At 61.6% G+C, this 20,286-nt stretch carries 19 protein-coding genes and 1 pseudogene; 16 read left to right on the plus strand and 4 right to left on the minus strand.

The features are described from left to right. Positions 1-12 precede the first annotated feature (12 nt). Positions 13-1,596 carry a DHA2 family efflux MFS transporter permease subunit gene (locus GGD53_RS09645; RefSeq protein ID WP_184455302.1) on the plus strand — a complete coding sequence of 528 codons (1,584 nt, stop codon included), beginning with the start codon at positions 13-15 and terminating at the stop codon, positions 1,594-1,596. A gap of 85 nt (positions 1,597-1,681) precedes the next feature. Here the strand turns inward: GGD53_RS09645 and GGD53_RS09650 are convergent, their stop codons facing one another. Both GGD53_RS09650 and GGD53_RS09655 read right to left on the minus strand, forming a co-directional pair. Beyond that, positions 1,682-2,551: an aldose 1-epimerase family protein gene (locus GGD53_RS09650; protein WP_184455304.1), complete on the minus strand. Its 870-nt coding sequence runs from the start codon at positions 2,549-2,551 to the stop codon at positions 1,682-1,684. 85 nt (positions 2,552-2,636) lie between these two features. After that, entirely contained in the window at positions 2,637-2,966 is a 330-nt protein-coding gene (locus GGD53_RS09655; protein ID WP_184455306.1) for a DUF6665 family protein, read from the minus strand. 143 nt (positions 2,967-3,109) lie between these two features. On the opposite strand from GGD53_RS09655, the gene GGD53_RS09660 reads away from it, so the two are divergent. The 5 genes from GGD53_RS09660 to GGD53_RS09680 all read left to right on the plus strand — a co-directional run bounded on the left by GGD53_RS09660 (position 3,110) and on the right by GGD53_RS09680 (position 7,055). After that, positions 3,110-4,732 carry an ABC-F family ATP-binding cassette domain-containing protein gene (locus tag GGD53_RS09660; RefSeq protein ID WP_184455308.1) on the plus strand — a complete coding sequence of 541 codons (1,623 nt, stop codon included), beginning with the start codon at positions 3,110-3,112 and terminating at the stop codon, positions 4,730-4,732. A 98-nt stretch (positions 4,733-4,830) separates the two neighbouring features. Then, positions 4,831-5,403: a hypothetical protein gene (locus GGD53_RS09665; RefSeq protein ID WP_348647408.1), complete on the plus strand. Its 573-nt coding sequence runs from the start codon at positions 4,831-4,833 to the stop codon at positions 5,401-5,403. A gap of 92 nt (positions 5,404-5,495) precedes the next feature. Next, the gene (locus GGD53_RS09670) at positions 5,496-5,660 is read left to right on the plus strand and encodes a DUF1328 domain-containing protein (RefSeq protein ID WP_003571841.1); all 165 of its coding nucleotides are present in this window, start codon (positions 5,496-5,498) and stop codon (positions 5,658-5,660) included. Positions 5,661-5,986: 326 nt separating this feature from the next. Continuing rightward, positions 5,987-6,508 carry a DUF992 domain-containing protein gene (locus tag GGD53_RS09675; RefSeq protein ID WP_184455310.1) on the plus strand — a complete coding sequence of 174 codons (522 nt, stop codon included), beginning with the start codon at positions 5,987-5,989 and terminating at the stop codon, positions 6,506-6,508. 79 nt (positions 6,509-6,587) lie between these two features. Continuing rightward, on the plus strand, positions 6,588-7,055 hold the full coding sequence (locus tag GGD53_RS09680) for a GNAT family N-acetyltransferase (protein WP_184455312.1): 468 nt from the start codon (positions 6,588-6,590) through the stop codon (positions 7,053-7,055). A 58-nt stretch (positions 7,056-7,113) separates the two neighbouring features. Here the strand turns inward: GGD53_RS09680 and GGD53_RS09685 are convergent. Continuing rightward, a pseudogene (locus tag GGD53_RS09685) lies at positions 7,114-8,041 on the minus strand (LysR substrate-binding domain-containing protein). A 73-nt stretch (positions 8,042-8,114) separates the two neighbouring features. Between GGD53_RS09685 and GGD53_RS09690 the strand changes: the two are divergent. From GGD53_RS09690 to glpK, 10 genes are all read left to right on the plus strand, one after another. Beyond that, positions 8,115-9,032 (plus strand): DMT family transporter, encoded by a 918-nt coding sequence (locus tag GGD53_RS09690; protein WP_184455687.1) that lies wholly within the window; start codon positions 8,115-8,117, stop codon positions 9,030-9,032. A 110-nt stretch (positions 9,033-9,142) separates the two neighbouring features. Next, complete coding sequence (locus GGD53_RS09695) at positions 9,143-9,916, plus strand: DeoR/GlpR family DNA-binding transcription regulator (protein ID WP_184455314.1); 774 nt, start codon at positions 9,143-9,145, stop codon at positions 9,914-9,916. 121 nt (positions 9,917-10,037) lie between these two features. Next, entirely contained in the window at positions 10,038-11,552 is a 1,515-nt protein-coding gene (gene glpD / locus GGD53_RS09700; protein ID WP_184455316.1) for a glycerol-3-phosphate dehydrogenase, read from the plus strand. A 42-nt stretch (positions 11,553-11,594) separates the two neighbouring features. After that, positions 11,595-12,692 (plus strand): ABC transporter ATP-binding protein, encoded by a 1,098-nt coding sequence (locus GGD53_RS09705; RefSeq protein WP_184455318.1) that lies wholly within the window; start codon positions 11,595-11,597, stop codon positions 12,690-12,692. A 9-nt stretch (positions 12,693-12,701) separates the two neighbouring features. Then, positions 12,702-13,772, plus strand: coding sequence for an ABC transporter ATP-binding protein (locus GGD53_RS09710; protein ID WP_184455320.1), 1,071 nt, complete (start codon positions 12,702-12,704; stop codon positions 13,770-13,772). A 3-nt stretch (positions 13,773-13,775) separates the two neighbouring features. Further along, positions 13,776-14,642, plus strand: coding sequence for a carbohydrate ABC transporter permease (locus tag GGD53_RS09715; RefSeq protein ID WP_184455323.1), 867 nt, complete (start codon positions 13,776-13,778; stop codon positions 14,640-14,642). 14 nt (positions 14,643-14,656) lie between these two features. Next, complete coding sequence (locus tag GGD53_RS09720; protein ID WP_184455325.1) at positions 14,657-15,484, plus strand: carbohydrate ABC transporter permease; 828 nt, start codon at positions 14,657-14,659, stop codon at positions 15,482-15,484. Between the two features lie 13 nt (positions 15,485-15,497). Then, entirely contained in the window at positions 15,498-15,779 is a 282-nt protein-coding gene (locus GGD53_RS09725; RefSeq protein ID WP_184455327.1) for a DUF2160 domain-containing protein, read from the plus strand. A 77-nt stretch (positions 15,780-15,856) separates the two neighbouring features. Then, positions 15,857-17,581: an ABC transporter substrate-binding protein gene (locus GGD53_RS09730; protein ID WP_184455329.1), complete on the plus strand. Its 1,725-nt coding sequence runs from the start codon at positions 15,857-15,859 to the stop codon at positions 17,579-17,581. Positions 17,582-17,732: 151 nt separating this feature from the next. Continuing rightward, positions 17,733-19,235: a glycerol kinase GlpK gene (glpK, locus tag GGD53_RS09735; RefSeq protein WP_184455331.1), complete on the plus strand. Its 1,503-nt coding sequence runs from the start codon at positions 17,733-17,735 to the stop codon at positions 19,233-19,235. 102 nt (positions 19,236-19,337) lie between these two features. On the opposite strand, the gene GGD53_RS09740 is transcribed toward glpK, so the two are convergent. Continuing rightward, a complete protein-coding gene (locus GGD53_RS09740; protein ID WP_184455690.1) occupies positions 19,338-20,273 on the minus strand; it encodes an alanine--tRNA ligase-related protein in 936 nt (311 codons plus the stop codon). Positions 20,274-20,286: the final 13 nt, after the last annotated feature.

Consider the following 20,286-nt stretch of genomic DNA (forward strand, 5'->3'; position numbering starts at 1 on the left):
GGAGATCGTGTCATGTCCACCATCGCAGCAACAGCCGTCCCGATATCGCATCCGGGCGCCGGCACCAGGGAATGGATCGCCGTCCTCGCCGGCATGATCGGCGCCTTCATGGCGATCCTCAACATCCAGATCACCAACGCCTCCCTCCTCGACATCGAGGGCGGCATCGGCACGGGCGTCGACAACGGCGCCTGGATCTCCACCTCCTACCTGATCGGCGAAATCGTGGTCATTCCGCTGACGGCCTATTTCAGCAACGTCTTCTCGTTCCGCCGCTATATCCTCGTCAACTCCATCCTTTTCCCGCTCTTTTCGATGGCTTGTGCCTTCGCCCTTGATCTCGGCACGATGATCCTGCTTCGCGGCCTGCAGGGCTTTGCCGGCGGCGTGCTGATCCCCATGGCCTTCACCATGGTGCTGACCAAGCTGCCGAAGAGCCAGCAGCCGCTTGGTCTTGCCATCTTCGCGCTGTCGGTCACTTTCGCCCCGGCGATCGGTCCGACGATCGGCGGCTACCTGACGGAGAATTACGGCTGGCAGACGATCTTCTTCATCAACACGATCCCGAGCCTCATCATGGCGGCCGCTCTTGCCCTGACGCTGGAAAAACAGCCGATGCAGCTGCACCTCCTGAAGGAAGGCGACTGGGCCGGCATCCTCACCATGGCGATCGGCCTTTCGGCACTGCAGACCGTGCTGGAAGAAGGCAACAAGGATGACTGGTTCTCCTCGCCCTTCATCGTCAAGCTCAGCATCGTCGCCTTCGCCTTCCTTGCCGCCTTCATCTGGATCGAGCTGACGGTCAAGAAGCCGCTGGTCAAGCTGCGGCTGCTCACTCAGCGCAATTTCGGCATCGGCGTGCTGGTCAATGTGCTCGTCGGCGTCGCACTCTTCGGCACCGTCTACATCCTGCCGCAATATCTCGGCCAGGTGCAGCGTTACAATGCCGAGCAGATCGGCAACGTGCTCGCCTGGACCGGCCTGCCGCAGCTGCTGCTCATTCCATTGGTGCCCGTTCTCATGAAGCGGTTCGACGCCCGCTATATCGGCTTCCTCGGCATCTCGATCTTCGCGATCAGCTGCTTCATGAACATCATGCTCTCGGCCGACAATGCCGGCGACCAGTTCTGGATCCCGAATATCGTGCGCGCCGTCGGCCAGGCCCTGGTGCTGACGCCGATCACCGCCATCACTACCGCCGGCATCGCGCCCGCCGATGCAGCCGCTGCCTCGGGTCTCACCAACATGCTGCGCAATCTCGGTGGCGCGGTCGGCACGGCCTCGCTCGGCACGATCCTGACGAAGCGCGAGCAGTTCCATTCGAATATCATCGGCCAGTCGATTACGCTGACCCGTGACGAAGTTCGCGATCGCCTGGCCAAATTGTCAGGCTACTTCATCCAGCACGGCGTCTCCGATCCGGCCGTTGCATCGCAGAAGGCAATCGTCGCGCTTGGCCAGACCGTCAAGCGCCAGGCCCTCATCATGGGCTTCAGCGACACCTTTGCCGTGATCGGCATGGTATTGGCACTGGCGGCGATCGCCCTGCTTTTCACGAAGAAGCCCCGGGCCGGCGCAGGTGCCGGCGCTCATTGAAGACGGTTGGGGCGCCGCCGGAAGATCGTCCTGAAGAAAAGCCCTCCTTTGCGGCCCGCGCGAAGGAGGGCTTCGCTGTGAAAGCCTATTGCGCGACCTCGACCGTGAAGGCGAAGCGCGCCATGGCACCGGGCGCCAGCATGGTGGTCGAGGGTCGCTGCGACAGTTCGCTCGAAGCTCCGGCTTGCGCAGCCGTCCCGTGCCAGGGTTCGACGCAGAGGAAGGGTGCGGCCGGCTTGGTCCACAGCGCAAGATTGGGCAGGTTTTCGAAATGGAACTGCAAGGCTGGTCCGCCCTCGGCGCCGTAGCGCAGCCCTTCTCCCGCACCTTCGGGGAAGATCATCGCGTCCTGCTCGAACATCGCATGATCCAGCTCCAGCCGGCCTTTGACGAAGGGCGAGGGCAACGGCGCTGGATTGATGAGGCCGCCCTCCAGCCGCACAAGCTCAGGCTCACCCTCATTGTCGAGCGTGACGGTGTGGGCGCGCCCGGAGGCATCCGGCAGCGGCCAGGCGAAGGCCGGATGGAAGCCCAATCCGAACGGCATCGCCTGCTGATCGCGGTTGCTGACCTCGGCGGTGACGGTTAAGGCGTGGCCCTCGACCGCATGTTCCACGGCCAACAGAAAGTCGAACGGATAGACCGCCCGGGTGGCCGCCGACGCGGCAAGCTCGTGCCGGCAGCTCGTTGCCGTGGAGGCTGTAAGGGCAAATTCGCTGCGCCGGGCAAACCCGTGCTGCGCCATCGGATAGACCGTGCCGCCGATCGCGAGCTTGTCGTCCGGCGCCTTGCCGACGATCGGAAACAGGATCGGCGAGCGCCCTGCCCAAAACGCCGCGTCGCCCGTCCACAACCAGGAGCGCCCGTCATTGGTGGTCAGCGCCTGCATTTCTGCGCCGAGGGAAGAGACGTCGACGGTGATATCCCCATTGCCGATCCGGATTGTGCTTGGCATGGCAATTCCTTTCACGCTGGTTCGGTACAAGCATAGCTGCCTGCACCGCGGTTTCTATCTGTGGGTGGAAGACGTACGTCAGCCGTTATTTCCGTATTGCGCCCAGTCTGGCGATCACTTCGTTCGGGATGCCGTAGCGCTGGATGGCGTCGCGGTTGTTGCGCAAGCCGCAAATCTCCCGCTGAATGAAGAATGCCCAGACGGCGTCGGAGGCGTCATTGACAAGCCTCTCGCGTGCCTCTGCGCTTCGATGCTCGCCGGTCCAGGCTTTCAGCGCGGTGAGTGCCGCCTCCACCTTCAGTCCGTGACGTCCGAGCGCATCGGCGCGTTCCGACATCAACTCGTATTCGAGGACGTTGAAGCCGTTTTTATCCTGCTGGGATTGTCTGAAGGATTGTGGCGGACGAACGCTCATGGGTACGGATTCCTTGATCGGCGTAGGCCAACAACATTATCCAATGCGGCCTTCGAGATCGAGAGGGTAGGGGAACGGACCTATCCCGCCGTTTCGCCGCGTGGTAAGGGCGCCGTAACTTTTTTCCGGCCCCGCAGCACATCATGATTCGTATCGAAAATATCAGCAAGCAGCTCAGCCACCGCATCCTCTTTATCGAGGCTTCGGCAGCTCTCAACAAAGGCGAGAAGATCGGCCTCGTCGGCCCGAACGGCGCCGGCAAGACGACGATCTTCCGGATGATCAACGGCGAAGAGCAGCCCGACGAGGGCCAGGTCTCCTGCGAGAAGGGCGTGACCATCGGCTATTTCAACCAGGACGTCGGCGAAATGGCGGGGCACAGTGCCGTCGCCGAGGTGATGAACGGCGCCGGGCCGGTCAGCGTCGTTGCCGCCGAGCTGCGGGAGTTGGAGGCTGCCATGGTCGATCCCGAGAGGGCCGGCGACATGGAGGAGATCATCGAGCGCTACGGCGAGGTGCAAGCGCGTTACGAGGAGCTGGACGGTTATGCGCTCGACGGCCGCGCCCGCGAAGTGCTTGCGGGCCTGAGCTTCAGCCAGGAGATGATGGACGGCGATGTCGGCGCGCTGTCGGGCGGCTGGAAGATGCGTGTAGCTCTTGCCCGCATCCTGCTGATGCGCCCCGATGTCATGCTGCTCGACGAACCGAGCAACCATCTCGATCTCGAAAGCCTGATATGGCTCGAAGAGTTCCTGAAGGGCTATGAGGGTGCGCTGCTGATGACCTCGCATGACCGCGAGTTCATGAACCGCATCGTCAACAAGATCCTCGAGATCGATGCCGGCTCGCTGACCTCCTATTCCGGCGATTATGAATTTTACGAGCAGCAGCGGGCGCAGAACGAAAAGCAGCAGCAGGCCCAGTTCGAGCGCCAGCAGGCGATGCTCGCCAAGGAAATCAAGTTCATCGAGCGGTTCAAGGCGCGCGCTTCGCATGCTTCGCAGGTGCAGAGCCGCGTGAAGAAGCTGGAGAAGATCGACCGGGTGGAACCACCCAAGCGCCGCCAGTCGGTCGCGTTCGAATTCCAGCCAGCGCCGCGCTCCGGCGAGGACGTGATCAGCTTGAAGAACGTCCACAAGAAATATGGCACCCGAAGCATCTATGAGGGGCTGGATTTCATGGTGCGGCGGCGAGAACGCTGGTGCATCATGGGCATCAACGGCGCCGGCAAATCGACATTGCTGAAGCTGGTGACGGGCACCACGACGCCCGACGAAGGCAGTGTCGCTCTCGGTGCCAGCGTCAAGTTAGGCTATTTCGCCCAGCACGCCATGGATATCCTCGATGGCGAGCGCACGATCTTCCAATCGCTGGAAGATCGGTTTCCCCAGGCAGGGCAGGGGCCTTTGCGGGCGCTCGCCGGATGTTTCGGCTTTTCCGGCGACGATGTCGAAAAAAGGTGCCGGGTGCTGTCGGGCGGGGAGAAGGCCCGATTGGTCATGGCGATGATGCTGTTCGACCCGCCGAACCTGCTCGTGCTTGACGAACCGACCAACCATCTCGACCTCGACACCAAGGAAATGCTGATCAAGGCGCTCTCGCAATATGAGGGTACCATGCTGTTCGTCTCCCACGACCGGCATTTCCTGGCTGCGCTTTCCAACCGCGTGCTGGAGCTGACGCCGGAGGGCGTCCATCAATATGGTGGCGGCTATACGGAATATGTGGCGCGTACCGGCCACGAGGCGCCCGGACTTCGGAGCTGAACGGCTATTTTTCCGCCGGCTGTGAGGGCCGTTCATGTGAGCGAAGAACAGCGCCGGCCGACATTGCCGGCGTTCTGCCACGATGATGACCCATTTCCGTGGTGTTCGGGCCTTCTTCAAACAATCGGGGCGGGCACATCAGCATGGACTGGATCAATCGTCATATCGATCAGCCGTTATTGAACGGCGCGGCAGGCTTGCTGCGGCAGTGGCACATTCGTACACGGCAGTCGCCGGAGCTGCTGGAGCCGACGTGGAATCTTGTCGTGCTATCCTTTCTCCTGATTGCCAGCGGACAGGTTATGACGGGCAAGCCTTTCGCGCTCAGCATTGCCGCGCTGATCATGCTGGCCCTGCCTTCAGCCAAAAAATTGCTTTCGGCGGTCAAGGCAGGGGGAAGCGCCTATGGCGCCCGGGAATACAAGTCGTCGCGGGCGCGCGCCGTCGCCAAACGGGAAGCGGAATGGTCGGTGCGAATCATCGTGCTGTTTTCATCCGCCTGCCTTCCATTCATCGCCCGCATCGATGATCCGGTGGGCGCCTGTTTCATGCTGGGGGCAAGTGTCTGGTTCGTGCTGACCGGGCCGCTCAAGACTTATCTCGATGCGGCCGAACCTCCCGAACCGACTGAAGGCGACCGGATGTACAGCGGCGTCTTTCATTTCGGTTGAACAAAGCGACGGTCCAGCCGCAGGCCGTGAGAGTGAGGGAACCAAACAGGGCGGTCGCCGTTATCTCCGCAGCAACGTAAAAGGAGATTGCGATGCTTTACTACGCTCTGGTGTTTCTCGTTGTGGCCTTGATTGCCGGCGTCCTCGGATTTGGCGGCATCGCAGGGGCTTCAGCTTCCATTGCCCAGGTTCTGTTCTTCATTTTCCTGGTGTTGTTCGTCGTCTCGCTTGTGATGCGCTTCATGCGCAGAGTATAGTGAAGATGGGTCAAGTATAAAGCCCGGTGATAATTATCGCCGGGTTTTGTTTTTCTTGAGTCCCGCAGCGGTCGGCGGAAACTCGCTTCGAGCGAATGTGCTTTTCGTGCAACCATTCCTAACAAGATCGTGAAAGACCGCATGCTGGTCGCATATGCCTTCGAAATGTCCCAATGGGGCTGAACCGTGAGGCTGTCGCTTGCGCCTTCCCACGCGCTTTGAGACGCGACACGAAAACGGCGCCGTCCGGGATTGCTTTGCGGTCCCCTCCGATATCCGGTGCCGCCAGCCGGGTGTTCCCGTCACGATTTGAGAAGGAGAGACTTATGAAAAAAACTCTTGCGACGGCGTTTGCCGCGGTATCGTTGACGTTTGTCGGCGCGGTGGCGGCCAATGCCGCCGACCCCGTCGCCAGAACCTATGAAGAGCCGGACCTGCGCAACGGCGTGAAAATCGGTTATCTCACTTGCGATATCGGCGGCGGCACGGGTTATGTGCTCGGCTCGTCCAAGGAAGCCGATTGCGTCTTTCAGTCAATTGTCGGCAATGAGCTTTTCGATCACTACACCGGCGAAATTCGAAAGCTTGGCATCGATCTCGGCTTCACCACGCGCAGTCGCCTGATCTGGGCGGTGTTTGCGCCGACGGCTGGTTATCATCGCGGGTCGCTCGCCGGACTTTATGTCGGTGCCAGCGCAGAGGCGACGGTTGGTGCCGGCGTCGGCGCCAACCTACTAGTCGGTGGCACCTCCGGTTCAATCCATCTGCAGACGGTTAGCCTGACCGGCCAGCTTGGCCTGAATGTTGCGGCCGGCAGCGCATCGATGACCTTGACCCCGGCGGATTGACGGGTTTTGTCGCCCCCCGCCGCGACGCGGCGGGGGCGTCACGAGCTTATTGGCTTGGCTTTGCGCTGGCGGCGAAGCAATGGATATCCGAATTGCAATGCCCGACGAGGATGAGATCCTGGTCGGGCACTACCTGAAAATCTGGGACAGCTATGGCACGCCGCCCGAACATTACAGGCCGGACGCGGGGGTGCGGATATTGTCGTTTTTGAGAAGCGGTCGCGAGGAGCGACGCCTCGCCTCGTTCTTCGCCATTGTGGACGATGAAATCGCCGGTTCCGTATCTTGCCAGCTGCACCAATCGCCGTTTCCGGAAGTCATTCGGCCGGAGCAGCGGTTGCACGGTTACGTCTGGTGCGTCTATGTCGCGGAGGCCTTCCGCCGGCGCGGCATCGCTTTGGCGCTGACGAACAGGGCCGTTGATTATCTGAAATCCATCGGCTGCACGACCGCTGTCATCCACGCCTCGGATGCGGGGGAGCCAGTCTATCGCAGCGCTGGCTTCGAGCTGGCGAAGGAAATGCGCCTAAAGTTCCCCGGGGAGTGAGCCGCGTAGCCGAAGCGCCTACAGACGGCTGAGGAATGTGCGCGGCGGCGTCGTCCATTTACCCTTTCGCCCTGCCGGGTGCGATAAAGGCGTTGATCGTCGCCTCGTCATGGCCGGCTTCGCGCAGGAAGCGGCCGGCGAATTCGATTGCAGGGCTTCTCAATGCATCGTCCGGCCGGATCAGGTGAAAAGCGACATGGGAATCGAGGGTGCGCTGTGACACTGCGACGACGCGCCCGGCGGCAAGCGCGGCATCCGACAGCGGCGGCCGTGCAAGCGCAATGCCGAGCCCTTGCGCGCAGGCATCGACCACCAGATTGTAATCCTCGAAGCGTCGGTCCTGGCCACGCGGCGTATAGTCGACGCCCTCACGCGCAAGCCAGCGACGCCAGCCCTCGATATTGGAGTCGTGAAGGATCGGCAGATCGAGCAGCGAAAGCGCATCCGAGCGTTGCCCGAGTCGTGCTGCCATCGCCGGTGAGGCGATCGGAAAAGATTTCTCCTGCCAGAGCGGCAGGGCGCGCACGCCCGCCCATGGTCCCTTGCCGCAGCGGATGGCAAGGTCCGTGCCCTCACCGAAATCCGCCAGGCGGTGTTCGAGCGTCAATTCGACATGCAGCCCATTTCCTTCGAGCTTTGCCAGGCGCGGAAACAACCATAGAGAGGCGACGGACGGAGTAACGGAAAGGCGCACCACCGCCTTGGTCGGCCGTGGCAGCCAGCGCTCGCCGGTGTTGCCGAGCAGGGAAAGGGCTTCCTCGGCACGGGCGAAACCGCATGCCCTCCGGGGTGAGGCGCACACCGCGAGCCTCACGCGCGAAGAGCCGCACACCCATCCAGCGCTCGAGCCGCGAGACCTGCCGCGATACGGCGCCATGGGTGATTCCGCTTTCCTCGGCCGCGGCCGAAAACGATCCGAGCCGGGCGGCGCGAGCAAAGGTCTCGAGCGTATCGAGCGGTGGGAGCACTGGCGAGCTGTGAACCATGTGCACATTTGATCATCGATTGCGGTGCTTTTCAAGCATGCATCGAAAGCCTAATTCGTTGTCGCACGCACAGATGGAGGCGAAAATGAGCATGGCGGCAAGCGCACCGGTTTCGGCCAAACAGCAAGGCGGCTTCGACCTGATCGCCTTTGCCGCGATTGTCGTCACCATCCTCTTCTGGGCCTCTTCCTTCGTGGTGATCCGTATCTGTCTCGGACCGCTGACGCCGATCGAACTGGCAACGGCCCGTTATGTGGCGGCAGGCGTCCTCGCCCTTGTCTACCTAGCCATCTACCGGCCGATGCCGGAAAAGCGGGATTTCCTCCGCCTGTCGGTCGCTGCCGTGCTCTTCATCGCCGCCTATGCGGTTCTCCTGAACACCGGCGAGCAGACCGTGGCGGCGGGACCGGCGAGCTTCATCATCAATACCATGCCGGTCTTCACCGCCCTGATTGCCACATTCGTGCTCGGCGAGCGCTTTGGCCTCTGGGGCTGGGTTGGCACCGCGGTTTCCTTCGGCGGCGTGGCGCTGATCGCCGTCGGCTCCGACGGCGGCTTCAAGCTCGATCCGAACGCTGTGCTGATCCTCGGTGCAGCGCTCTGCTCGGCGATCGCCAGCGTGTTGCAGAAACCGCTGCTCGCTCGCCTGCCGGCGCTTGCCGTCACCGCCTGGATCCTGCTGATCGGCTCCGTTCCGCTGTTTCCGGCCGTCCCATCGACGATCAGCGCGCTGGCCGCGGCGCCGGCAGAGGTCAATTGGGGCGTTGCCTATCTTGTCATCTTCCCGACTGCGATCGGTTATCTCACCTGGGCCATCGCGTTGAAGCGGCTGACGGCCGCGCGCGCCTCGAATTTCCTCTACGGCGTCCCGCCGGTCGCAACGCTGATCGGGTTCGTCTGGCTGGGCGAGGCGCCGACGGCACTGGGTGCTGCCGGCGGCGTCATGGCGATCCTCGGCGTGCTCGTCGTCAACGTGATGCGGAAACGATAGGTGCATCGCACTGCCGCCATATTAAGGTGACGAAGTCGGCTCGCTGACAAATAGGCATTGCGCCGCCGTTCGCTTTCTTTAAAAACGAAAGCAGATCGAAAGGGGCGCCGATGTTCTTGACCGACCGACAAACTGAAATCGTGTCAATTGCGAAATCGAGCGGCAGGGTTCTGGTCGAGGAGCTTGCCTCCCGTTTTTCGGTGACGCCGCAAACAATCCGCAAGGATCTGAACGATCTCTGCGATGCCCAGGTGCTGACACGCATCCATGGCGGTGCGACATTCCCGAGCGGGACGGAGAACGTCAAATATGAGGCGCGGCGGCAGATCGCCGCTTCCGAGAAGCAGGCAATCGGTATGGCGGCGGTCGAGCTGATCCCGAGCGGAGCCTCGCTTTTCATCAACATCGGCACGACGACCGAAGCGGTGGGTGAGGCGCTCGCCAATCACCACGAGCTGATGGTCATCACCAATAATATCAACGTCGCCAACAGGTTGCGTCTCTTTCCGGCTATCGAGGTGGTGATTGCCGGCGGCGTCGTGCGTGGCTCGGACGGCGGCATCGTCGGCGAAGCGGCGGTCGATTTCATCCGCCAGTTCAAGGTCGATTACGCCGTCATCGGCGCATCGGCGATCGATATCGACGGCGCGCTCCTCGATTATGATTTTCGCGAAGTGAAGGTCGCTCAGGCGATTATTGCCAATGCCCGCCACGTTATTCTGGTTGCCGATTCGACGAAATTCGAACGCACCGCGCCGGTTCGGATCGGCCAGCTTTCCCAGGTCCATACCTTCATCACCGACCAGTGTCCGGTGCCGTCGATCCGCAATCTCTGCCTCGAAAACAATGTGAAGCTGATCGAAACGAACAGCAGATCGCGTTAGGTCATGCGAATGGAACAAACATTCGTTTGACATTCACATTCCTTTCGTTTTAACTGTTATCACTTTCGCAATCGCGCAGATTTTGTGCGATGCGAAATCAGCAGTGGGCTCGGAGGGGCAATTGGGCCGGGAGATACACGACATATTCGTCATCGGCGGCGGCATCAACGGCTGCGGCATTGCGCGCGACGCCGTCGGGCGCGGCTATTCCGTCGCGCTGGCGGAGATGAACGATTTCGCCTCCGGCACCTCGTCCGGAGCCACCAAGCTGATCCATGGCGGCCTGCGTTATCTCGAGCATTATGAATTCCGCCTGGTGCGTGAATCGCTGATGGAGCGCGAGATCCTCTGGGCGATGGCGCCGCACATCATCTGGCCGCTGCGCTTCGTATTGCCTTATCATAAGGGCGGCATTCGCCCCGCCTGGCTGATCCGGCTCGGCCTCTTCCTTTACGATCATCTCGGCGGCCGCAAGCTACTGCCGGCGACGTCGGTGCTCGACATGCGCAGGGATCCGGCCGGCAAGCCGCTGAAGGCGCTGTTCACGAGAGCATTCGAATATTCCGACGGCTGGGTCGATGATGCCCGCATGGTCGTGTTGAACGCCCGCGACGCTGCCGACAAAGGGGCGACGATCATGCCGCGCACCAAAGTGGTGTCGGCGCGACGGGAGAATGGTCTCTGGCACATTGACACGACCGATACGGTCACTGGCCGCAATGACAGTCATCAGGCCCGCATGCTGATCAATGCCGCCGGTCCCTGGGTCGATCATGTCATCCGTTCCGCCTTCGGCCAGAACGGGGCCCACCACGTTCGTCTCGTTCAGGGTAGCCATATTATCGTCAGGAAGAAGTTCGACGACCCTCGTGCCTATTTCTTCCAAAATCCCGACAATCGCATCATCTTCGCCATCCCCTATGAGGGCGACTTCACCCTGATCGGCACCACCGACCGCGACTACACCGCCGATCCCAAGGATGTGCGGATCTCCGAGGAGGAGACCGTCTACCTCTGCAACGCGGCTTCGGAATATTTCAAGGAGCCGGTTCGGCCTGAGGACATCGTCTGGACCTACTCGGCAGTCAGGCCGCTTTTTGACGACGGCGCCTCGAAGGCGCAGGAGGCGACCCGCGATTATGTGCTGAAGCTGGAAGGCGAGGGCGGGGCTGCGCCGCTGCTCAACGTCTTCGGCGGCAAGCTCACCACCTATCGCCGGCTTTCCGAACATGCGCTGGAGAAGATCGGCGCCGCGATCGGTGTCAAGGGTGCTCCTTGGACGGCCAAAAGCCATCTGCCCGGCGGCGACTTCCCGGTTCGTGGCTACGAGGCGGAGGTCGCCGGTTTGAAGCGGCGCTATCCGTTTCTTGCCGATGCACACGCCCGCCGGCTGGTGCGCCGCTACGGCACGCGGGCTGCGGCGCTGCTCGGCGCTGCTCGCGGCCTTGAGGACCTCGGGCGGCTGTTCGGCGGCGATCTTTACGAGACCGAGGTCAAATATCTCGTCGAGCATGAATGGGCCCGGCACGCCGAAGACGTGCTGTGGAGGAGAACAAAGGATGGTCTGCGCCTTTCGAAGGAACAGGCTCAGTCACTGGAGGAGTACATGGCTGCCATACCGGCGATGGCCGGATAAGGCGGCGTGTGGTCCCCGCTGCGTGGAGGCACGGGAATCGGAATGCTGGAACTGCGAAACGCCGCCAAGATGGTAGGCGCGGACTATCACATCTATCCGACCGATCTGGTCCTTGAGCGGGGTACGCTGAATGTCCTGCTCGGTCCGACGCTGTCGGGCAAGACGTCGCTGATGCGGCTGATGGCCGGGCTTGATCGTCCGACTGCCGGCTCCGTCCATTTCGACGGCGCCGATGTCACCGGCATGCCGGTGCAGAAGCGCAACGTCGCCATGGTCTACCAGCAGTTCATCAATTATCCGGCGCTGACCGTATACGAGAACATTGCCTCGCCGATGCGCATCTCGGGCAAGGATGCTGCCACGATCGACCGCGAGGTGCGCAAGGCGGCCGAGCTTTTGAAGCTGACGCCCTATCTCGACCGCACGCCGCTCAATCTGTCCGGCGGCCAGCAGCAGCGCACCGCGCTTGCACGCGCACTCGTCAAGAATGCCAGCCTCGTGCTGATGGACGAGCCGCTCGCCAACCTCGATTACAAGCTGCGCGAAGAACTGCGTGAGGAACTGCCGAAGATCTTTGCCCAATCCGGCGCGATCTTCGTCTATGCGACGACCGAACCGTCCGAGGCGCTCCTGCTCGGCGGCAATACGGCGACATTGAACGAAGGCCGGGTAACCCAGTTCGGGCCGACCATCGATGTTTACCGCCGGCCCGCCGACCTCGCCACCGCAGGCATCTTCGCCGACCCGCCGCTGAACACGCTCGACGTCACCAAATCCGGCAATGTCTTTACGCGGCCAGGCGGAGCCGCACTTCCGGTTCCCCCGCATCTGGCTGCCGTGCCGGACGGGCCGGTGACCGTCGCTTTTCACCCGCATCATCTCGGCTTCAAGCCGCAGACGGACGACGCAGCCCGTTTGCAGGCGCGCACGCTGGTGTCGGAGATCACCGGCTCTGAGAGCTTCGTCCACCTGGACTATGACGGCGTGCGCTGGGTGATGCTCGCGCATGGCATTCACGACATCGATCCGGACGTCGAGATCGAGGCTTTTCTCGACACGCGCCACCTCTTGGCCTTCGGCGGCGACGGCCGCGCCATCGCCACGGTCGGCCACGCTGCCGCTGCAGTCGCAAAGGCATAGGAGAGTCCAATGGCACGCATTACGCTCGACCATATCCGCCACGCCTACGGAGCCAATCCGCAGACCGAGAAGGATTATTCGCTCAAGGAAGTCGACCACGAGTGGAACGACGGCGGCGCCTATGCGCTGCTCGGTCCTTCCGGCTGCGGCAAGACCACGCTGCTGAACATCATCTCGGGTCTGCTGCAGCCCTCGCATGGCCGCATCCTCTTCGACGGCAAGGACGTGACGAACCTGTCGACGCAGAGCCGCAACATCGCCCAGGTCTTCCAGTTTCCGGTCATCTACGACACGATGACCGTTTACGACAATCTCGCCTTCCCCTTGCGCAACCGCGGCGTGGCGGAAGCCGATGTCGACCGGCGTGTCCGCGACATTCTCGAGATGATAGATCTTGCCGGCTGGGCCAAGCGCAAGGCGCAAGGGCTGACGGCGGACCAGAAGCAGAAGATCTCGCTCGGCCGCGGCCTGGTGCGCAACGACGTCAACGCCATCCTGTTCGACGAGCCGCTGACCGTTATCGATCCGCACATGAAATGGGTGCTGCGCTCGCAGTTGAAACGGCTGCACAAGCAGTTCGGCTTCACCATGGTCTACGTCACCCATGACCAGACTGAGGCGCTGACTTTCGCCGAGAAGGTCGTCGTCATGTATGACGGCCAGATCGTTCAGATCGGCACGCCCGCCGAACTTTTCGAGCGGCCGAGCCACACCTTCGTCGGCTATTTCATCGGTTCGCCGGGTATGAACGTCATGCCGGCGCAGATTGACGGCAGCGCCGTCAAGGTCGGAGACGAGGTGCTGGCGCTCGATTACGCGCCGAAGACTACAGGCAGCTCCAAGACCGAACTCGGCATCCGCCCGGAATTCATCCGCCTCGGGCGGGAAGGCATGCCGGTCAGCATCACCAAGGTCGAGGACATCGGTCGGCAGAAGATCGTCCGCGCCCGCTTCGCCGGACAACCGATTGCGATCGTCGTGCACGAGGATGCTGACATCCCCACGGATGCCCGCGTCACTTTCGATCCGTCCGCCATCAGCATTTACGCCGACAGCTGGCGTGTCGGCAGGGAGGCCTGAGCCATGCAGAAGACGTGGAACAACAAAGCCTGGTTTCTGGTCCTGCCGGTGCTGCTGCTCGTCGCCTTTTCGGCCGCCATCCCGCTGATGACCGTCGTCAACTATTCGGTGCAGGATACGTTCGGCAACAATGAGTTCTTCTGGGCAGGCACTGACTGGTTCGTCCAGACCCTGCATTCCGATCGCTTCTGGGAAGCGCTCGAGCGCAACTTGCTCTTCTCCTTCATCATCCTGGCGCTGGAAATTCCGCTCGGCATCTTCATCGCGCTCAACATGCCGAAGAAGGGTATCGGCGTTCCGGTCTGCCTCGTTCTGATGGCGCTGCCGCTGCTCATTCCGTGGAATGTCGTCGGCACCATCTGGCAGGTTTTCGGACGCGTCGATATCGGCCTGCTCGGCCATACGCTCGACGGGCTCGGCCTCGATTACAACTACGTCCGCGATCCGGTCGACGCCTGGGTCACGGTCATCGTCATGGATGTCTGGCACTGGACGAGCCTCGTCGTGCTGCTCTGCTATGCCGGCCTCGTATCGATTCCCGACGCCTATTACCAGGCCGCCAAGATCGACGGCGCCTCGCGCTGGTCCGTATTCCGCTACATCCAGCTTCCGAAAATGAAACGGGTGCTGCTTATCGCCGTTCTCCTGCGCTTCATGGACAGTTTCATGATCTATACCGAGCCCTTCGTCGTCACCGGCGGCGGCCCCGGCAACTCGACGACCTTCCTGTCCATCGATCTCGTGAAGATGGCCGTCGGCCAGTTCGATCTCGGCCCCGCCGCGGCGATGTCGATCATCTACTTCCTGATCATCCTGTTGCTGTCATGGATCTTCTACACGGTCATGACCAGCAGCGACGCCAACGCCTGAGAAAGGAGAGATCCATGGGTTCGACGATGAAATACAAGCCCGCCGGGAACCTCTCATGGGTGGTCACGACGCTCTACATCGTCTTTCTGCTCCTGCCGATCTATTGGCTGATCAACATGAGCTTCAAGGAGAATGCCGAGATCACCGGCGCCTTCTCGCTCTGGCCGCAAAACCCGACGCTCCGGAACTATACCGTCATCTTCACCGATCCGTCCTGGTATAGCGGTTACATCAATTCCATCATCTACGTGGTGATGAACACGGTCATTTCAGTGCTTGCGGCGCTGCCGGCGGCCTATGCCTTCTCGCGCTACCGCTTCCTCGGCGACAAGCACCTGTTCTTCTGGCTGCTCACCAACCGAATGGCGCCGCCGGCCGTCTTTGCGCTGCCCTTCTTCCAGCTCTATTCCGCCTTCGGCCTGATCGACACCCATATCGCCGTGGCGCTTGCCCACTGCCTGTTCAACGTGCCGCTGGCGGTCTGGATCCTCGAAGGCTTCATGTCCGGCGTGCCGAAGGAGATCGACGAGACCGCCTATATCGACGGCTACTCCTTCCCGCGCTTCTTTGTGAAGATCTTCATGCCGCTGATTGCGAGCGGGATAGGTGTCGCCGCCTTCTTCTGCTTCATGTTCTCGTGGGTCGAACTGCTGCTGGCCCGCACGCTGACGACGACCGCGGCAAAGCCGATCTCGGCGATCATGACGCGCACGGTTTCGGCGGCCGGCATGGACTGGGGTGTACTGGCGGCAGCCGGCGTGCTGACCATCATTCCCGGCGCACTCGTTATCTATTTCGTTCGCAACTACATCGCCAAGGGCTTTGCCCTGGGCCGCGTCTGAGGAGGAGACGGTCATGAATTTTTCCTGGATGGCCTGGACGCTACCGACGGCGCTGTTCTTCCTGACGATCCTGACGCTTCTGATCGCCATGAGCGTCTGGGAATATTTTTCGCCGGGCGGCACGCCGCGCACGGGCGTGCTGCGTTTCGAGACGACCCGCGGCGACCGGCTGTTCATTTCGCTGCTTGGCGCAGCGTTTATTCATCTTGCATGGCTTGGGCTCGCTGGGCCCAACCTGTGGTGGGCTCTTGCCATTTCCGTAGTCTACGCCATCGGCGTGTTCCGCTACGTGTGACGGCAAGGAGAAGACAGATGGCCGGGGGTACTGGCCGCCTGAGACGTGACTGCAATCGCAAACCCTGGGAGGATATTATGCGACGGCACTTATTGACGACGACAGCAGGCTTGCTGCTGGCGATGACAGCATCGGCCTATGCCGGCATGGACGAGGCCAAGACCTTCCTCGACAAAGAAGTCGGCGACCTCTCGACGCTTTCCCGCGCCGACCAGGAAAAGGAAATGCAGTGGTTCGTCGATGCCGCGAAGCCCTTCGCCGGCATGGACATCAAGGTCGTTTCCGAAACGATTACCACGCATGATTACGAGTCTAAGGTGCTGGCCCCGGCCTTCACCGCGATCACCGGCATCAAAGTCACCCATGACCTGATCGGCGAGGGCGACGTTGTTGAAAAGCTGCAGACGCAAATGCAGTCGGGCGAAAACATCTACGACGCCTATATCAACGACTCGGACCTGATCGGCACCCATTGGCGCTACCAGCAGGCCCGCTCGCTGACCGACTGGATGGCCAATGAAGGCAAGGATGTCACCAATCCTGGGCTCGACGTCGACGACTTCATCGGCAAGTCGTTCACGACAGCGCCCGACGGCAAGCTCTACCAATTGCCGGACCAGCAGTTCGCAAACCTCTACTGGTTCCGCTACGACTGGTTCAACGACGAGAAGAACAAGGCGGACTTCAAGGCGAAGTACGGCTACGATCTCGGCGTGCCGGTCAACTGGTCGGCCTATGAGGATATTGCCGAGTTCTTCACCGGCCGCGAGATCGACGGCAAGAAGGTCTATGGCCATATGGACTATGGCAAGAAGGACCCATCGCTTGGCTGGCGCTTCACCGACGCCTGGCTGTCGATGGCCGGCAACGGCGACAAGGGCATTCCGAACGGCAAGCCGGTCGACGAATGGGGTATCAAGGTCGACGAGAACTCCCGTCCGGTCGGTTCGTGCGTCGCGCGCGGCGGCGACACCAACGGCCCGGCAGCGGTCTATTCCATCCAGAAGTATCTGGACTGGATGAAAGCCTATGCACCGGCCGCCGCTCAGGGCATGACCTTCTCCGAATCCGGCCCGGTCCCCTCGCAGGGTGAAGTTGCTCAGCAGATGTTCACCTACACGGCCTTCACGGCCGACTTCGTCAAGGAAGGCCTGCCGGTCGTCAATGCGGACGGCACACCGAAATGGCGCTTCGCACCGAGCCCGCACGGCGTCTACTGGAAGGACGGCATGAAGCTCGGCTATCAGGATGCCGGCTCCTGGACGCTGATGAAGTCCACGCCTGTCGATCGCGCCAAGGCGGCCTGGCTCTATGCCCAGTTCGTCACTTCCAAGACTGTCGACGTGAAGAAGAGCCACATGGGCCTCACCTTCATCCGCCAGTCGACGCTCGACCATAAGTCCTTCACCGATCGCGCGCCGAAGCTCGGCGGCCTGGTCGAATTCTACCGTTCGCCGGCCCGCCTTCAGTGGTCGCCGACCGGTACGAACGTTCCTGACTATCCGAAGCTCGCGCAGCTGTGGTGGCAGGCGATCGGGGATGCCTCTTCCGGCGCCAAGACGGCGCAGGGAGCAATGGACTCGCTTTGCTCCGAGCAGGAAAAGGTGATGCAGCGCCTCGAACGCGCCAAGGTCCAGGGCGATATCGGTCCGAAACTCGCCGAAGAGCATGATCTCGCATATTGGAACGCGGATGCGGTGAAGAAGGGCAACCTGGCACCGCAGCTGAAGATCGAGAACGAGAAGGAAAAGCCGCTTACCGTCAACTACGACGAACTCGTCAAGAGCTGGCAGAAGAAGTAAGGCGGACCCGGTCGGAGGCGACGAGGCCTCCGACCATCACTTCCTGCCACCGGCTTGGAGCCGGTGGCACCCACAATCTTTCTCTCATCAAACCTTGTGCCCTGCCGCTGAGCGGCGGGCCGAGCGGTTTCGTGCGAGCCGGAGATGTTGTATGAGCGGCTATATTCTTTCGATCGACCAGGGCACGACCTCTTCACGCGCCATCATCTTCGATGGCGACATGAAAATGGCCGGCTCGGCGCAGGCGGAGATCACCCAATATTATCCGCAGCCCGGATGGGTGGAGCATGACGCCGCCGAAATCTGGCAGTCCGTCCTTAATACAGTGCGCAAGGCGATCGCCGATGCCGGCATCGACGCCGCCGCGATCGCGGCAATCGGCATCACCAATCAGCGTGAGACGGCGGTCGTCTGGGATCGCAAATCCGGCATGCCGCTTTCCCGCGCGATCGTCTGGCAGGACAGGCGCACCGCCGAAATGTGCGAGAGCCTGAAGGCCGACGGATATGAGAAGCTGTTCAGCGCCAAGACCGGCCTGCTGCTCGACCCCTATTTCTCCGGAACGAAGCTGCGCTGGCTGCTCGACAATGTCGCCGGCCTGCGCGAGAAGGCGGAGGCGGGCGAGGTCTGCTTCGGCACGATCGACAGCTGGCTGATCTACAAGCTGACTGATGGTCGCGTGCACGCCACCGATGCGACCAACGCGTCGCGAACGCTGCTCTACAATATCGATGACGGCGCCTGGGACGAGGAGCTTCTCGGCATTCTCGGCATTCCCTCTCCCATGCTGCCCGAAGTCAGAGAATGCGCCGATGATTTCGGCCGTGTCGACGAGGCTCTGTTCGGGGCCGCGCTGCCGATCCTCGGCGTCGCCGGCGACCAGCAGGCTGCGGCCATGGGCAATGCCTGCTTCGAGCCCGGCATGATGAAATCCACCTATGGCACCGGCTGCTTCGCCCTTCTGAACACCGGCAGAGACCGTGTTTCCTCCTCCAACCGGATGCTGACGACCATTGCCTGCCGGCTCGACGGCGAGACGACCTATGCGCTGGAAGGTTCGATCTTCATTGCAGGTGCTGCTGTGCAATGGCTGCGCGACGGTCTCGGCATCATCAGCCAGGCTTCCGAAGCGGGAATTCTTGCGACCAAAGCGGATCCCGGACAGCAGGTCTATATCGTTCCGGCCTTCACCGGCCTCGGCGCTCCCTATTGGGATCCGGCCGCGCGCGGCGCGATCTTCGGCCTGACGCGCAACAGCGGCCCGGCGGAATTTGCCCGCGCCGTGCTTGAATCCGTCGCCTATCAGACGCTCGACCTGCTGGTGGCGATGAAGAAGGACTGGGGCGCCAACCAGTTGGAAACCGTGCTGCGCGTCGATGGCGGCATGGCGGCTTCGGATTGGACGATGCAGTGCCTGGCCGACATCACGGGAAATCCGGTCGACCGTTCGGCGATCCGCGAGACGACGGCGCTGGGCGCTGCCTGGCTCGCCGGCTCGAAAGCCGGTATCTGGCCAGGCAGGCGGGAGTTCGCGCGGGCCTGGGCCTGCGACCGCCGCTTCAATCCCTCGATGAAGGAGGGCGAGCGGCAGGCCAAGATCATAGGTTGGAAGAACGCCGTGTCGCGGATGATTTCGGACACAGCGGCGGGATAGCGCCGGATCGGGTTTGGACTGTCTGACGCGGCATGTGACCAGAGGGGCCTTCGGCATCTGGCAAGGCCGCCTGTTATCGTCTGTCGGGCGGCCTCCTCCTTGTTATTCGCCCATGGTCTCCTGAATGTCAGCGAGATCAATGCCATGGGTGTCAAACCACCAATCCGCACTCATGGCGCAATAGCGGTCACGCAGGCGCAGATATTTTGCGCGGAGCCGCTTCTGGCGTTCGACCTCGTCCCTGAAGAAGGGATGGTCGAGCGTGCCGCCCATTTTATGGATGCGGCGGAGCAATTTGCGCAGAACATATCCCTGTTCCTTGTTGCCCGGCCGATAACCGCTCTCCACGATCGTCATGACCGTCTCGCACAATGTCTGCAGCGCATCGCTTTGCGGCGTGCCGTTGACGATCATGTCGAGACGTTCCGCGCCGAAGCCGACGTCTATGCAGCTTCCGAGCGGATTGACGATGTTTCCGATCTCGACGCCATCCTTGTAGAACTCGGTGCAGTATCCGGTGATGCTGCCATCGCTCCAGATGCATTCCGGATCTGGAACGACGGGCATGCGCCCGGCATAGAGCGGCGTCCATTCGATCAGACGGTCCGGATGGATCGTTACATGATCCGGCGCCAGACCCAGCGTTCCCAGAAACTTAAGCCAGAAGTCGATGGCATCGCCGACTGTCATTTCTCTGAAGGAGAAAAGGCCGAGCATGGTGAAGTGGAGAAGATGAGTCCCGTCGCCGATCTCATCGAGGTCGCCCATGCGCAGGCAAGCCTGGCTGTTTGCGACGGTTCGACGATAGGAAGGATCCAAGAACAGAGATTTGTACTGCTGCATTCCAGCGCTGCAGAAGAGCGTTGTATCGTCGTGCGGCCGTACGGATTCAATGCGTGTGAAATCGATGCCCTTGGAAAGGCAGAAGTCTTGATAGTGCTGGATCAGGCGTCCCGCGATGACATAGGCAACCTCCTTTGCTGTTCGTGCCTTTCTGCAAGATAGCGATATCGCACGCCTGCGGCAATCTGCTGGCATCAAAGACAGGCTC

The sequence above is a fragment of the Rhizobium aethiopicum genome, assembly GCF_014197535.1.
In the GTDB taxonomy this organism is placed as follows: Bacteria; Pseudomonadota; Alphaproteobacteria; order Rhizobiales; family Rhizobiaceae; genus Rhizobium; species Rhizobium aethiopicum_A.

What these genes read in the sequence shown, in the direction of transcription:
- GGD53_RS09660 (WP_184455308.1), top strand. Translation starts at nt 3,110, where the DNA reads ATGATTCGTATCGAAAATATCAGCAAGCAGCTCAGCCACCGCATCCTC.
- GGD53_RS09715 (WP_184455323.1), top strand. Translation starts at nt 13,776, where the DNA reads ATGCAGAAGACGTGGAACAACAAAGCCTGGTTTCTGGTCCTGCCGGTG.
- glpK (WP_184455331.1), top strand. Translation starts at nt 17,733, where the DNA reads ATGAGCGGCTATATTCTTTCGATCGACCAGGGCACGACCTCTTCACGC.
- GGD53_RS09645 (WP_184455302.1), top strand. Translation starts at nt 13, where the DNA reads ATGTCCACCATCGCAGCAACAGCCGTCCCGATATCGCATCCGGGCGCC.
- GGD53_RS09670 (WP_003571841.1), top strand. Translation starts at nt 5,496, where the DNA reads ATGCTTTACTACGCTCTGGTGTTTCTCGTTGTGGCCTTGATTGCCGGC.
- GGD53_RS09655 (WP_184455306.1), bottom strand. Translation starts at nt 2,966, where the DNA reads ATGAGCGTTCGTCCGCCACAATCCTTCAGACAATCCCAGCAGGATAAA.
- GGD53_RS09725 (WP_184455327.1), top strand. Translation starts at nt 15,498, where the DNA reads ATGAATTTTTCCTGGATGGCCTGGACGCTACCGACGGCGCTGTTCTTC.
- GGD53_RS09705 (WP_184455318.1), top strand. Translation starts at nt 11,595, where the DNA reads ATGCTGGAACTGCGAAACGCCGCCAAGATGGTAGGCGCGGACTATCAC.
- GGD53_RS09695 (WP_184455314.1), top strand. Translation starts at nt 9,143, where the DNA reads ATGTTCTTGACCGACCGACAAACTGAAATCGTGTCAATTGCGAAATCG.
- GGD53_RS09680 (WP_184455312.1), top strand. Translation starts at nt 6,588, where the DNA reads ATGGATATCCGAATTGCAATGCCCGACGAGGATGAGATCCTGGTCGGG.
- GGD53_RS09730 (WP_184455329.1), top strand. Translation starts at nt 15,857, where the DNA reads ATGCGACGGCACTTATTGACGACGACAGCAGGCTTGCTGCTGGCGATG.
- GGD53_RS09710 (WP_184455320.1), top strand. Translation starts at nt 12,702, where the DNA reads ATGGCACGCATTACGCTCGACCATATCCGCCACGCCTACGGAGCCAAT.
- GGD53_RS09675 (WP_184455310.1), top strand. Translation starts at nt 5,987, where the DNA reads ATGAAAAAAACTCTTGCGACGGCGTTTGCCGCGGTATCGTTGACGTTT.
- GGD53_RS09740 (WP_184455690.1), bottom strand. Translation starts at nt 20,273, where the DNA reads ATGCCAGCAGATTGCCGCAGGCGTGCGATATCGCTATCTTGCAGAAAG.
- GGD53_RS09690 (WP_184455687.1), top strand. Translation starts at nt 8,115, where the DNA reads ATGGAGGCGAAAATGAGCATGGCGGCAAGCGCACCGGTTTCGGCCAAA.
- GGD53_RS09720 (WP_184455325.1), top strand. Translation starts at nt 14,657, where the DNA reads ATGGGTTCGACGATGAAATACAAGCCCGCCGGGAACCTCTCATGGGTG.
- GGD53_RS09650 (WP_184455304.1), bottom strand. Translation starts at nt 2,551, where the DNA reads ATGCCAAGCACAATCCGGATCGGCAATGGGGATATCACCGTCGACGTC.